General features: G+C 34.4%; 11 protein-coding genes. All 11 read left to right on the top strand.

What is annotated here, in order from left to right:
* Nucleotides 1-208 precede the first annotated feature (208 nt).
* The 11 genes from PISS_RS06375 to PISS_RS06425 all read left to right on the top strand — a co-directional run bounded on the left by PISS_RS06375 (nucleotide 209) and on the right by PISS_RS06425 (nucleotide 13,274).
* Complete coding sequence (locus PISS_RS06375) at nucleotides 209-1,627, top strand: oligosaccharide flippase family protein (RefSeq protein WP_058154470.1); 1,419 nt, start codon at nucleotides 209-211, stop codon at nucleotides 1,625-1,627.
* Nucleotides 1,624-2,727: a glycosyltransferase gene (locus PISS_RS06380; protein WP_058154471.1), complete on the top strand. Its 1,104-nt coding sequence runs from the start codon at nucleotides 1,624-1,626 to the stop codon at nucleotides 2,725-2,727. Before PISS_RS06375 ends, PISS_RS06380 begins: the two co-directional genes overlap by 4 nt.
* Entirely contained in the window at nucleotides 2,717-3,856 is a 1,140-nt protein-coding gene (locus PISS_RS06385; protein ID WP_058154472.1) for a glycosyltransferase family 4 protein, read from the top strand. The genes PISS_RS06380 and PISS_RS06385 overlap by 11 nt, the downstream gene beginning before the upstream one ends.
* Complete coding sequence (locus PISS_RS06390) at nucleotides 3,849-5,309, top strand: O-antigen ligase family protein (protein WP_058154473.1); 1,461 nt, start codon at nucleotides 3,849-3,851, stop codon at nucleotides 5,307-5,309. The genes PISS_RS06385 and PISS_RS06390 overlap by 8 nt, the downstream gene beginning before the upstream one ends.
* A 53-nt stretch (nucleotides 5,310-5,362) precedes the next feature.
* On the top strand, nucleotides 5,363-5,794 hold the full coding sequence (locus PISS_RS06395) for a serine O-acetyltransferase (protein ID WP_058154474.1): 432 nt from the start codon (nucleotides 5,363-5,365) through the stop codon (nucleotides 5,792-5,794).
* Entirely contained in the window at nucleotides 5,794-7,128 is a 1,335-nt protein-coding gene (locus tag PISS_RS06400) for a phenylacetate--CoA ligase family protein (RefSeq protein WP_058154475.1), read from the top strand. Before PISS_RS06395 ends, PISS_RS06400 begins: the two co-directional genes overlap by 1 nt.
* A 1-nt stretch (nucleotide 7,129) precedes the next feature.
* Entirely contained in the window at nucleotides 7,130-8,206 is a 1,077-nt protein-coding gene (locus tag PISS_RS06405) for a glycosyltransferase family 4 protein (protein ID WP_058154476.1), read from the top strand.
* 2 nt (nucleotides 8,207-8,208) lie between these two features.
* Complete coding sequence (locus tag PISS_RS06410) at nucleotides 8,209-9,402, top strand: glycoside hydrolase family protein (protein ID WP_058154477.1); 1,194 nt, start codon at nucleotides 8,209-8,211, stop codon at nucleotides 9,400-9,402.
* 15 nt (nucleotides 9,403-9,417) lie between these two features.
* Nucleotides 9,418-10,170 carry a WecB/TagA/CpsF family glycosyltransferase gene (locus PISS_RS06415; RefSeq protein WP_058154478.1) on the top strand — a complete coding sequence of 251 codons (753 nt, stop codon included), beginning with the start codon at nucleotides 9,418-9,420 and terminating at the stop codon, nucleotides 10,168-10,170.
* A 383-nt stretch (nucleotides 10,171-10,553) separates the two neighbouring features.
* Entirely contained in the window at nucleotides 10,554-12,767 is a 2,214-nt protein-coding gene (locus PISS_RS06420) for a choice-of-anchor A family protein (protein ID WP_058154479.1), read from the top strand.
* A gap of 108 nt (nucleotides 12,768-12,875) precedes the next feature.
* The gene (locus PISS_RS06425; RefSeq protein ID WP_058155477.1) at nucleotides 12,876-13,274 is read left to right on the top strand and encodes a hypothetical protein; all 399 of its coding nucleotides are present in this window, start codon (nucleotides 12,876-12,878) and stop codon (nucleotides 13,272-13,274) included.
* Nucleotides 13,275-13,391: the final 117 nt, after the last annotated feature.

Consider the following 13,391-nt stretch of genomic DNA (forward strand, 5'->3'; position numbering starts at 1 on the left):
TAGAAGTTTTGACCGTTAACGTTCCTTTTGTACTTATAATTATCGGTGTCGAAATTTTTAACGCTTTTAAATTCATAAATTCATTAATGACACTCTTTAGAGTAAATAGCGTTCAGACTTGCAAAATTATTCTATGCAAAAAAAGTTTTTTGACCGGATACGTAAGCCGAGCTCGTGTTAGTACTAATTTAAATGAGTTATTAAAATAATGCTAAAAAGCATAGTTTCTACAGGTGGTTTTAACCTTGCGTCTCAGTTACTTATATTTATAGTTGAGGTATTTATTGCGAGAATACTACTTCCTTCTGATTTTGGCGCTTTTGCCTTAGCATTAATTGTAGTGGAACTTCTCAGCGTTGTGGCGCTGAAAAGTTTTGCAATGAGTTTTGTACAAAATAAGTCGGCTTCAGAATTAGATTTAAGTAGTATTGCGTTATTAACAACCTTAATTAGTATTTTTTTCGCTGGTGTATCATACTTATTAGTAAGAAAAATAGCTTTATATTGGGGAGGAGAGCTATTTATTGGTAGTTATTCAATATTAGTTTGGATCTTACCCTTTTTAACGCTTGAATATGTTTATCGTTTAGCTTTAATGAAGAGGCGACGTTATTGGCAGGTAGCTGCTTCTGAATTAATTTCAGTTTTTGTCTATGCAATTATTGCTATTGTTCTTTCGCTCAATGGGTTTGGTTTTTATGCATTAGTCTATGCCTTCATGAGTCGTCAAATAGTTAAGCTTTTAATCGTATTATTTCTTGTTAAATATGAATATAAGCTGCTTCCTGGTTTTCGTTGCTCATCTATTGTTAAACACAGCAAAATGTCAATTGCAATGACAATACAGAGCCTATTTCTTTTTTCTACCTCTAATACAGACCGTTATTTCGTAACGCTTGCAGGGGGGGTAGCAGGTGTCGGCTTATATACAAGAGCATTAAAATTACTACAAATGCCATTAAATCAAATAGTGCGAAATGTTAGCTCAGTGTTATATGTTGAGTTTTCAAATAAACAAGATGACAAGATGTTTTTACTTAACACCTTTGTCACTGCGACATCTGTTTTAGCTTTACTATTTATACCAGCATCGACCCTAGTTGTAATTTATGCAGATCTGATTGTTAGGACAGTTTATGGCGATAATTGGATAGAAATGGTACCAATTTTAAGGGTGCTGATTGTAGGGGCTGTAATATCTTCTATGTCAATTATTGCAGGTGATTTGTTAAAATCTCAAGGAATAGTATATCGAGAGATAATATCTAATATATTTGCTTTGTTTATTCTAATAGTTATTTCTCTATTATTATACGAGCCATTTTCAGTTATTGGAGTCGCAGTTGCATTTGTTTGCGGACAATTAGCTTTTTTATCATGCCAAATTTTATTTTTATTTAAAATATTAAAGGTGAGCCCTCTTATTTATTTAAAAGCATATTTGCTCCCGGTATTTGTTTCTATAGTCGTATATTGTTGTTGTTCACTATTGTTAGTGTACCTTTCTAGAGCTTGTAGTTTCATTATAGTGCTGTTATTTGTTGTTATAGCGTTAACGAGTTCGGTTCTACTATACAAAAAAAATCCTATTAACTTTAAGCAAAAAATTATGAAATTCATCTTATGAAGAAAATTGCAATATTTAGCGTGAATGCGCAATACAAAATTGGTGGGGCTGAAACTTGTATTAAACAGATGGTTGATATCCTTAGTTCTGATTATGATGTTACGGTTATATCAGGTCAAAGGGAAATATATGAAAAGCATAATAAATATAACTACAATAATCTAAGGATCATTCCTCTATTTCATACTAAGTATCTTAATTATTTTGGGAACTTTGTTAATTATTTTCTTATATACAAATTTTTTAAGAATAACAGGTATGACGTTGTCATTGGAAACTGCTCAACTTGTTTAGGCGCTATAAACGCAACAAATAAAGTTGGAGGAAAAGCAATTTATTATGTGCATGAAGAGTTTAGTATTAATAAAAGGCCAGAATATGGTTTAAAAAATACTATTAAAAGTAAGTTGATGAGATTAGTAAAACGTATCTCAGATTATCCATTTTTTTTATTTCATTGCAAAAAAAATATAGCAGCGATTAATGGCAGTTTTCGTGTGATAGCTAATTCCCAATATATCGCCTCAGCATTAGAAAAACAGAGTAATATTAATCCTTTAATTATATATCCATTTACCGACACTGTTGGACGAGTAAAAACAAATCTAAAACAGGCTAAATATATTACTATGATTGGCAGCGGTGAGGTAAAAGGGATTACTACTTTCTTGAACACTGCTAAATTAATGCCCAATTTACAGTTTAGGGTAATAGGTCGAAATTTAGAAAAAAAACAAATTGACAATGTTTTGTACCATCCATTTTTTTATAATACCGATGAGCTTTATGCGACGACCAAATTACTACTAGTTCCCTCTATCTGGCAAGAAGCATTTGGTAAGGTATCACTAGAAGCCGCCTCACATTCGATTCCTGTTATTGTTTCTAACCGAGGTGGGCTACCTGAAACTGTATGCAGCGATGAGTTAATTGTTAGTGACTATCTGTGTGAAGTAGCTTGGAAAAAAAGAATCGAGGAAATAATGCAAAAATCAGAAATATGGGCCGAAAAGTGCTATGCACACGCATTAAAGTATGATCAGAAGATTGACGAAGCCAAACTAAAAAATATTTTAAAGGAAGCGATTGGTGAAAAATAAATATTTACTATTTAGGGTCGATTTTTCAGGTGTGAGTGATAAGCTTTTTTCCGAATTATCAAAAAAAGGCTTACAAATTGAAGAGCATAATATTCCTAAAATTTGGCGACTATATTTTTTTGCCATCATTACCTCTTTTTCCTTGAACTACAAGAAATGGATCATAAAGGCTGAAAGAAAATACAATTTATTACAAAAAACAGGCTGGGCATTTAGGCTTAAGAGTAATTGGTGTGCAAAAATCATAGATTCAGTTGATGTTGCAGATTACGCGGCTGTAATACAGGTTTCAGGTACGTTCGATGCGATGGCTTATTCAAAAGCGAAGCTACCGTTTTTTATACTAACCGATTATACGATGGAGCTTGCAGCACAAAAACAACTACAGTCAATCAAACCGTTATTACCTCCCAGCGAATTGGAGTTACTTAATTGGTATAGAAATGAAACTAAGCTGTATCAAAGGGCAGATAAAATAATTGTTCCTAGTGAATATATCACCAATTCGCTAAAAACTTTTTATTCTATTGACTCTGAAAAACTAGTGACAGTGGGGTATGGATCTAATTTATTACCTTCAAGCGTAGTAAAAAAACAAATAATAGATCCTTATGATATTAAACTTTTATTTGTTGGTAAAATGTTTAAGCAAAAGGGGGGGGAAGAAATCCTAGCTGCACTTGACTTGCTGAAAAGCCACTACCCTAAGATTACACTTACTATTGTCGGGCCCCGAGTAAACCCTTGTCCCAACCATGATAGTGTTATCTATCTAGGAAGGATTTATGATAAAGAAAAATTAGCAAGACTTTACCGCCAAGCAAATTTATTTATTATTCATTCAGCATATGAGGCATTCGGACTTGTTCTTCTAGAAGCAATGGCATTTGGCACGCCTTGTATTGGATCTAACATAGACGCTATGCCTGACATTCTAGTAAAAACAGGTGCTGGTAGGGTTGCTGACCTTGGTGATATAGATGCTATAAAAAATGAAATATTACATCTCATTGAAAATCCCTTAGCATATAAAAAAGCTTCTATTGCAGGAATAAATGCAGTAAATAATTATTATAATTGGGAAATAGTGAGTGATAAGTTTTTTAGTGCAGTAACTGAACATGTATAACCGCGCATATAAAAAATACATGCTCTGGTTTTTAGTACCCTTAGCAGTTGTATACATAGCGTATTTTGCTTTGACACAAAATACAAAAATGCTACTTTTACCAGTCGCTGTCCCCATTATGGTTGCAATAATAAATAAGCCCAAATTATGGGGCTATATTTTTTTGTTAGCCAGTGTTCAGTTTTTAGGTATCATAAATCCTGAAACATTCATTAGGTTACCAGGAGTCTTGAAATTTAATGATCTTTTGTTTCTTATTTTAGTTACATTATATTTATTGGACTCCTTAAAAAATGGCTTTTATTACCCAGTACATAACAAAGCAGCTAAGTGGGTCGCCTTTACTGTACTAACTTTTGTTAGTATGGTTATTATTCAATTCGTAATTACCGCTTTACGTTTTGATTTACCAATTGTTTCTACTATAAAAGTAGGAAGAGGTTACTTATATTTATTAGTTTATTTTTACTTTGTTCGCTTTTATTCAGATAACAAGTCAATGCAGCAATTATTATACCTTATCGTTTTTGTGTGTATTGTACAGTTTAGCTTGATGTTATTTCAAATGTTGGGTATTAATTTAACAGCTAATACGAAAATTATTGACCTCACCACTGACGCAGGGAGTGTAACAAGAGTTTATTTACCAGCATATTTTTTTGCATTAATGTGTTTCTTTTGTTCAGTTACCTTATTGCTAAGTAACTCATTGCCATCACGTAAGTCTTTTATATTAACTGTAATGGTTATCTCATTTCTATCAATTTTGCTTTCGTATACACGGACCTATTGGTTAGCAATTTTGTTAGGTATGCTGATAATATTTTTATTTTCTAAATTTGAGGTTAAGAAAAGGATTTTTAAATACTCAGTGATTACGTTTGTCTTTGTCATACCTATATTGCTGTTGAAAGCTGGTACTTTTTTTGTAGAACGCTTTTCATCTATATTTACGGAGGTGAGAAGCAGCGATGAGGGGAATTTTATCTATCGCTTTTCGGAAAACCCAAAGCGATTAGAAGCTTTTTTTGATAATCCAATTTTTGGTCCTGGTTTTGTTCATGAAAATTATGCTGCATCATTATTTAATTTTGTAATAGATGAAACTGGTTTAAGTGAAGCGCAAATAGAGCGTGCTTTACTGTTACAAACCAACGACAGCGGTTTAATCACTTTACTAGTGAGCTTCGGCTTATGTGGAGTGCTTTGGGTTTTATTTAAAATGTATATTTTAATAAAGCTTTATAAAGAGCAAAGGTTCAATTTGCATACAATACATATAAAAAACTCAATAAATATGCAGCTTGGGATGCTTGCTTTTATTTGTTCTGTTTGGCTCACTTGTGTAACAACTTATGGCTTTACTTATCCAGATGGTGTTGTTGCACTTGCTTTAAGCCTATTTGTTTTTAGTTTTTATCAAGTATCAAATAGTAGAATACATAATAAGTAGTTACTTAACGTTCTAAAACAATAAATGAAACTTTAAGAGGGAGAGAGTAATCAATGAGACTCTATTGTATCGGAAATTACTTATATAAGCTCAAAGTGCCTATGCTTCCAACTTTGATGAATATCTTGATTCGATTGACTCATAATTCAGCTGTTTTTTCTGAAACTTCTATTGGTAAGAACACCATTTTTGCTTATGGGGGGATCGGTGTAGTTATTCATAAAAGGTCAGTAATAGGTAAAAATTGTATTATTGGTTCTAATGTCACTATTGGCGGTAAATCGCAATCGATAAATGTACCTCTAATTGGTGATAATTGTTTTATTGCAACTGGCGCGAAAATTTTAGGTGATGTGAAAGTTGGTAATAATTGCGTTATAGGTGCGAATTGTGTTGTTGTCACTGATATACCAGATAATTGTGTAGTTGCTGGCATTCCTGGGAAAGTAATTAAAACAGACATTAATCCAAAGGATTATTATTAATGTTTACAAGTAAATTATATAAATCAAGCCCTGTATTTATCCAAAATATTTTATTAAGTAGTCGTGCATTTATACGTAAAAAACTCAGGGAAAATACTGACTGTGAAAAGCTTACTCAAAAGCTACAAACTCATGAATTTAACTATGAATTGTTAAAACAGTATAGTGATAAAATGCTTAGTGATGTAGTTACAAATGCAAGTGAGACTATTGATTATTATAAAGGTACTGGAACAGGTATAAACAAGTATCCTTATATTGATAAACCCACCGTTAACACCCATAAAGACAAGTTTTTATCGCCTCAAAAAAAAGGCGCTGTAATTAATGGCGCAACGAGTGGCACAACAGGTGTGCCACTCGTTATCCCCCAGGATATGAAATCAGTTATAACTGAGCAAGCTTTTGTTAACCGAGGGCTTGCTTGGGCTGGCTTTGAAAAGGCCGATAAACGGGCATGGATCCGTGGTGATATGATTGTACCAATCGAACAAAAACAGTTGCCATTTTGGCGTTATTCTTATTTTGAAAATATGATTATGCTTTCATCGTTTCATATGGCACCTAAAAATTTACAGTCATATATCAATGCAATGGTTGATTTTGGTGTACAAGTTATTCAGGCCTACCCTTCATCTATTGTTACGTTAGCTAAGTATCTAGAGGTAAATAATGAATATTATCCTGGTGAAATAAAGTCAGTTGTTACTTCATCTGAATCACTAACAAAGGAAGATAAACACCTCATTGAAACGCGATTTAAATGTACGGTTTTTGATTGGTATGGCTTATTTGAACGTGTAGCTGCTATTGCAAGCTGCGAGCACGGCCGTTATCACATATTAACAGACTATGCTCATGTAGAATTATTGTCAGCTGGTAAAACAGAGGATGGTCGTGATAGGGCTGAAATTGTCGGGACTAATTTTAATAATGCGCTATACCCTTTAATACGTTATAAAACCGGTGATCATGTTATATTGTCAGACGAAAAAAATTGCCCCTGCGGCCGTGTATTTCCACTCGTTGATTCTATAGAAGGGAGAACAGGAGATTACCTAGTTGCTGAAGATGGGCAGAAAGTGCATATATTAAATCATATTCCAAAAGGTGTTGAAGGGTTATTAGGTTCACAGTTTGTACAGAAAAAAGATCAGAGTATTGATGTTTTGGTTGTAGTTGATGGGGCGTTATTTAATAAGACTCAAAAAGATAAATTAATTACGAACACAAAAGAAAGGTTAGGTGAGTCTATTAAAGTGAATGTAAAAAAAGTTGATGCAATTCCAAGGACTAAAAACGGTAAAATAAAGCAGGCTATAAGAGAGTTTTAACGTGAAAAAATCAATAAATCTAACAATAGCCACAGATAAAAACGGACACGGTGGTATTGCAACAGTTTTAAATGTTTACGAAAGCGAAGATTTTTTTTATGACACAAATTCAGAGCTTTTAGTAAGCCATTCAACCAATACTGGGTTTGGCATGGCAGGCCAACTATTCAATTATTTACTTTGTATTATCAAGTTAGCTTCTAAATTAATAATATATGACGTTGGCGTAGTGCATATTCATATGGCTTCTAGAGGGAGTTATGCTAGAAAGTCAATGCTAATAAAGCTGATTAAATATTTTAATACAAAAGTTATTCTGCATTTACATGGAGCTGAATTTAGAGAGTTTTATAATAATGAATGCTGTGAATCTAAACAAGCACAAATAAGAACAACCTTTAACTCTGTAGATAAAGTTATTGTTTTATCTACTCAATGGTTAAGTTGGCTCGATACTATACTGGACGAACCAAAAAAAGGAGTTGTAGTTTATAACGCTGTTCCTAAGTTAGAAATAGAAAAAGAGAAAACTAATAACTTTAATTTTGTATTTTTAGGCCGGTTAGGTGAACGTAAAGGCGTATCTGATTTAATACATGCTTTTAATTGTGTTGTTAAAGAGCATCCAAACGCTAGATTATTGCTTGGTGGTGACGGCGAGATTAAAAAATATCAGACAATGGTTAATGAGCTAGGTCTAGATGAATGCGTTGAGTTACTTGGTTGGGTTGCTGGCGATAAAAAAATTAATATTTTAAAGCAAGCAGATGCATACGTGTTACCAAGCTATAACGAAGGCTTTCCAATGGGGGTGTTAGAAGCTATGTCATGTAACATACCTGTTATTGCTTCTACTGCAGGTGGAATTCCAGATGCCATTACAAATAATATTGATGGCTTACTTATTGAACCCGGTGATGTTGAATCACTAAAAATGGCAATGAATAGGTTAATTGAGTTTCCTGTAGAAACAGAAAAAATGAGAGATGCTGCAAAAGAAAAGTTTTTAAATAACTTTAGTCCTAGAGTAATCATTCCAAAGCTTAAATGTATTTATAAAGAGCTGGGAGCAATTTAGTAATGTTAGATAGCAACTACTGCAAAAAACTATTACTTAATAAGGCAAAAAGAGGGAATTATGCTGGGCAAGATCCATTTGATGGGCTCAATAGTAAACTATTTGAATTAATTCCTCAATTTAAACAAGGCATTGTAGGGCTTGCTTGGATTCAGCTGCATAAACGTTTAGCAATTAACTTACGGCCATTATGTGGTGTGCCTAAAAAGCGCAACCCTAAGGGTATTGGTTTATTTATTTTAGGTTTATTGGAAGACTATAAAGCAACCAATGAGCAAACTTATTTAAATGAAGCGATAAAGCTGGCTGATTGGTTATTGACTCAGCAAAGTGATAAATCTATTTGGCAGCATAGCTGTTGGGGTTACCACTTTGACTGGAATGCCCGTGCGTTTTTTGTACCTAAAGGTAAGCCAAACGTAATTACTACTATTTATGTTGCTCAGGCTTTATATGCGTTAAGTGAAATCACCAAAGACAAAAAATACTCAGAACCTGCAATTGATAGTGCGCATTTTATTGTAAAAACATTATACAAAGAATGTGATGGTAGACAGTTTTTTGGTTACATACCAGGCGAAACTGCATTTGTGCATAATGCTAGCCTTTGGGGCGCTGCATGGGTTGCTAAAGTAGCTGTACTTACTAACAACCAACACTACAAACAGCTTGCTTTAAATGCAGCAAGGCAGTCGGTAAGCGAACAGGGAGTTGATGGCTCATGGGTATATGGTGCTCGCCATCATCATCAGTTTATTGATGGCTTTCATACCGGTTATAACCTAGAAGCACTTCGCTTATTGAGTGATGAATTACAAACTGATGAGTTTGAATCTGCAATTGCTAAAGGACTTACTTATTATAAAACGCATTTATTTGAGCAAGATGGTACCGCAAGATATTACAATAATAATCGCTACCCACTCGATATGCACAGTGTATCGCAAGCTGTTTTTACATTATTAAAAGTAGGTAAAACGCCAGATGACTTTACGATGGCCGAAAAAGTAATAAACCGCGCTATTCAAACCCTATATATGCCTAAAAAGCAGCGTTTTATTTATCAAAAAAATAAGTACTTTACCAATAAGGTTGACTATGTGCGTTGGACACAAGCATGGGTATATTATTCGTTTGCTTATTTTAATCGACAAAAAATGAACAGCGCTAAAAGTGCAGTTATTGAACAACTTTAAAAAACGGACTCAACAATGAAACGTATTGAATTTTTAAAAGCACCAATGGATATTGCCACCATGCAAGAGACGGTGTCTTTTATTGAAAACAGAATTGAAAAAAAACAATTTTTACAGCATGTTGTGGTTAATGTTGCCAAAATAGTTAATATGCAAAAAGATCCTGTTTTAGCTGAGTCGGTTAAAGCCTGTGAGGTAATTAATATTGATGGTATGGGCGTTGTGTTTGGTGCGCGTTTTTTAGGGCACGATGTGCCAGAGCGTGTAGCTGGGGTTGACTTATTTCATGAATTGTTAGCAATGAGTGCCAAGCGAGACTTCCCTGTGTTTTTGCTCGGTGCCACCGAAGAGGTGGTTAGCAAAACAGTGGAAGTAGTTAAAGCACAAAACCCAAATTTAAATATTGCTGGTTATCATGATGGTTATTTCTTTGGAAATAAAGAGGGGGATGATGAAGAGGCCGTGGTCACTAAAATACGTGAATCGGGCGCTAAGTTATTATTTGTTGCGATTACCTCGCCTAAAAAAGAAAACTTTATTAATAAATGGCAAGACAAGCTTGGTGTTGACTTTGTAATGGGTGTTGGCGGTACGTTCGATGTTGTAGCAGGAAAAGTAAAGCGAGCACCACAGTGGATGCAAAAAGCCGGTTTAGAATGGCTATATAGGGTAATTCAAGAACCAGGCAGAATGTGGAAGCGCTACTTAGTTACTAATTCAAAGTTTGCGTATCTTTTAATAAAAAATAAGTTTAACGGTTCATATTAAGAAACCTATTTAAAGGCACTTATCCCCTCACACAATTCTACTATACCTCTTCAGAGATTAACGAAAAAAAAGATAAGATTAACGTGAAATCGTTGATCTTTTCTTTTAAATGTAGGTTTTAACTAAAAATTAACATTCGGTAGTCCTTTACGGTGTTTTTTTTGTTTTTTTTAAATTTTTTTTATTGAAATCAACTGTAAGTCATTGATATAAAGTTTTCACTCTTTTTTAGGTACTGTAAATTAGTACTTTCGTAGTGTTTTTTATTCCTTTTGATTTTATTTGTGTATATAATGTTCACCAATAGCTTGATGAATTAACTTTCATTAAACAAATGACTTAAATTTGGTGCCATCATGCACTTTTCATTTTCGAGGGATAAAATGACTAACTCACTATTAAAATTTAAAAAATTGAGTGCAGTGATAGCACTTACGTTAGCCAGTTCTACAACACTAGCCGCAGATTTAGGCGTTGCTAATAATTTTTCAGCATTTGTTTTTAATGATTTTAAATCGAACTTTGGTCGTGCAGATGGCGCTATTGCAGCTGGTGAAATTGATCTTAAAGGTTATAGCGTAGGTTACACTCGCCCTTATAGCCCAGAAGAATATTACTTAATTAGTGAATCAAGCATAAAATTTAAATATGGTCGCCAATATGTAGGTAGCATGGTAGCCGGTGGCGGTACTGATATTCACTGGAGTGTACGCTGGGGTATGGAGTGGGGCTCTAAAATCCTTTCTAACCAAGATGAATCGGCAATGCCATTTAACTTTGATGAGCAAGAGCAATATTACAAAGATTTAAGTTCACAATTAAGTGAACTAGATGAAACGGGCACAGTTTATCGTAAATGGGGTGGCCTTTATTTACAAGGTGATGGCAGTTCAGATAGACAAGTATTTAATTTAGATGCTCGTGACTTTGCTAAAGCGCATACTTTTAAAGTATGGGGGATTCCTGCGGATGCCACTATAATTTTTAATATTACAGGTGATGACAACGTAGTTGTAAAAGGCAAGAGCTTTGCACGTTTACGCCACCATGCAAGTAAAACCGTATTCAACTTTACTAATGCACAAAAACTCGATATCAAAGGCAATCGCTGGGAAGGCGTTGTATTAGCACCATATGCTGATGTTAGAGGTGTATACGGCACTGCAAAAATGCCAATTATTGGCCAAAGTTTTTACGGTTCTATGGCGTTATTAGGTGGCGAGTTCGATGGTGAATTACCATCTAAAGTGCAACCAATAGCGCCATTTGAGATGTCGGAAAAGTGGAGTTGGAACTCAAGCGACTTTATGCCTGAATATAGCCAAGTTATGTCGACTCCGGTTGTTGCACAACTAAATGACGACAACGGCGATGGAGTTATAAATAATAATGATATTGCTGATGTGGTTGTTGTTTCGTATAAGGCTAGAGATTTATCTAACGGTGTTTTAAGAGCATTAAGCGGAGTAGATGGCAGCGAACTTTGGAGCTATGCTAACGGGCCAATAAGTGCGGATGCAAGGTATACACCTGCTGCCGCCGATTTTGACGGCGATGGAGTGGTTGAAGTTATTGTTTCTAGTAGATTTGATGATGTAATAACTGTTGTTGATAATAATGGTGTTGTGAAAAAGCAAATAGCAAAAGCTAGTACTAACTGGGATACAATTGGTAATATTGTCGTTGCTGATTTGAATAATGACGGTGTTTCAGAGCTTGTTTTGGGAGATACAGTCTATAATTATAACACTGGCGCAAAGTTTACTTATGGTTGGTCGCCATCTCCAATTGTATTTGACCATAACAGTGATGGTATACAAGAAGTTTTTGCTAAAGGAGAGTTGCTAGATGAATATGGAGTAGTTCTGTGGTCTTATATTACTGATGAATTAAATTGGTTTTCTTCAGTAGCTGATATTGATAATGATGGCCAGCCTGAGGTTGTTTTATCTATACCATCAAACTCTGGCGCACCAGAGAAAAGTAGCTTAGTAGCACTTGAAAGTAATGGTAATGTTAAGTGGCAAATTAGTAATATGACAAATCCTGGAGGTGGTGCGCAAGCTTTATCAAACTTCCTTGGTATAAATGATATGGGTATTGTATATGCAGGTTATACTGCCGTAGATATGTATAATAAAGACGGACAGCTAATATGGTCTGTTGCCAATGATGATGAATGGAGCGGTAAGATAGGTGTGAGTGCTTATGACTTCAACGGTGATGGCATTGATGAAGTGATTGTACAAGATCATTACAAAGTAAGAGTACTAAATGGCGTTAATGGTGAGGTATTATCGACTGTTGCAAACTCAACAGCATCACTTTGGGAGTATCCAATTGTTGTTGACCTTGAGGGTGATGATAATGCAGAGCTAGTAGTTGTATCAAATAATACTGATAGTCGTTACAGTATTAACAATGGTGTAACTGTTTATGGAGCTGCAGATAACAGCAAACCTTGGAAAAATGCAACACGCATTTGGAACCAGCACTCTTACCACCAAACAAATATTAACCAAGATGGTACTGTACCAACGGTTGAACTACCAAGTTGGTTAAATAACAACACCTATCGCTCTAGTACGCTTAAATAAAAGTACTTTAGCAAATAAAAAGCCAATTAAGTTTTAATTGGCTTTTTATTATTAAATAGTTGTTTAAAATAATTGGCAATTAATAATCATGTTGCATTTGAGGTTTTTTTGTCGAACTTAAAGCAAGACCCAGCTATTAGAAGTTTACTAGAGCGAATGCCTAAAAACATTCAATCTACCTTTACCGATGAACAGTTAGCGCATTTAAAAATAGCCATAGGTGCAAGGCAGTGGGGTAACCATACTGTTGATTGCAGAGGCGTAGTTAAGTTTTTTAAATACCGTTACTACTATGTTGTTTTAGCGGGGCGAAACAGGCGTGAATTAAGCATAAAAGAGCAAAAAATAGCAAGGTTTACTCAAGCAATAATTTTAAGTTTGGTAGTTACGTTTATTATTTTATTTACATTGCTGGTTTTATATTTGATTAAATCTGCATTGGGAATTGATATTTTTGAAGGATATTCGTTTGGTGTTTGGAGTTGGTTTAAGGGCTTATTTAATTAAACCTAAGTAAAATGCGAGTATTTACTTTAATACTTAATAAGTAAAGTAAGAGTTAGCTAAAAGGTTTAAACATGAATTTTAGTACTTTTGTCGGAATCAGTAATTGAACAAAATTGG

Source organism: Pseudoalteromonas issachenkonii, from assembly GCF_002310795.1.
In the GTDB taxonomy this organism is placed as follows: Bacteria; Pseudomonadota; Gammaproteobacteria; order Enterobacterales; family Alteromonadaceae; genus Pseudoalteromonas; species Pseudoalteromonas tetraodonis.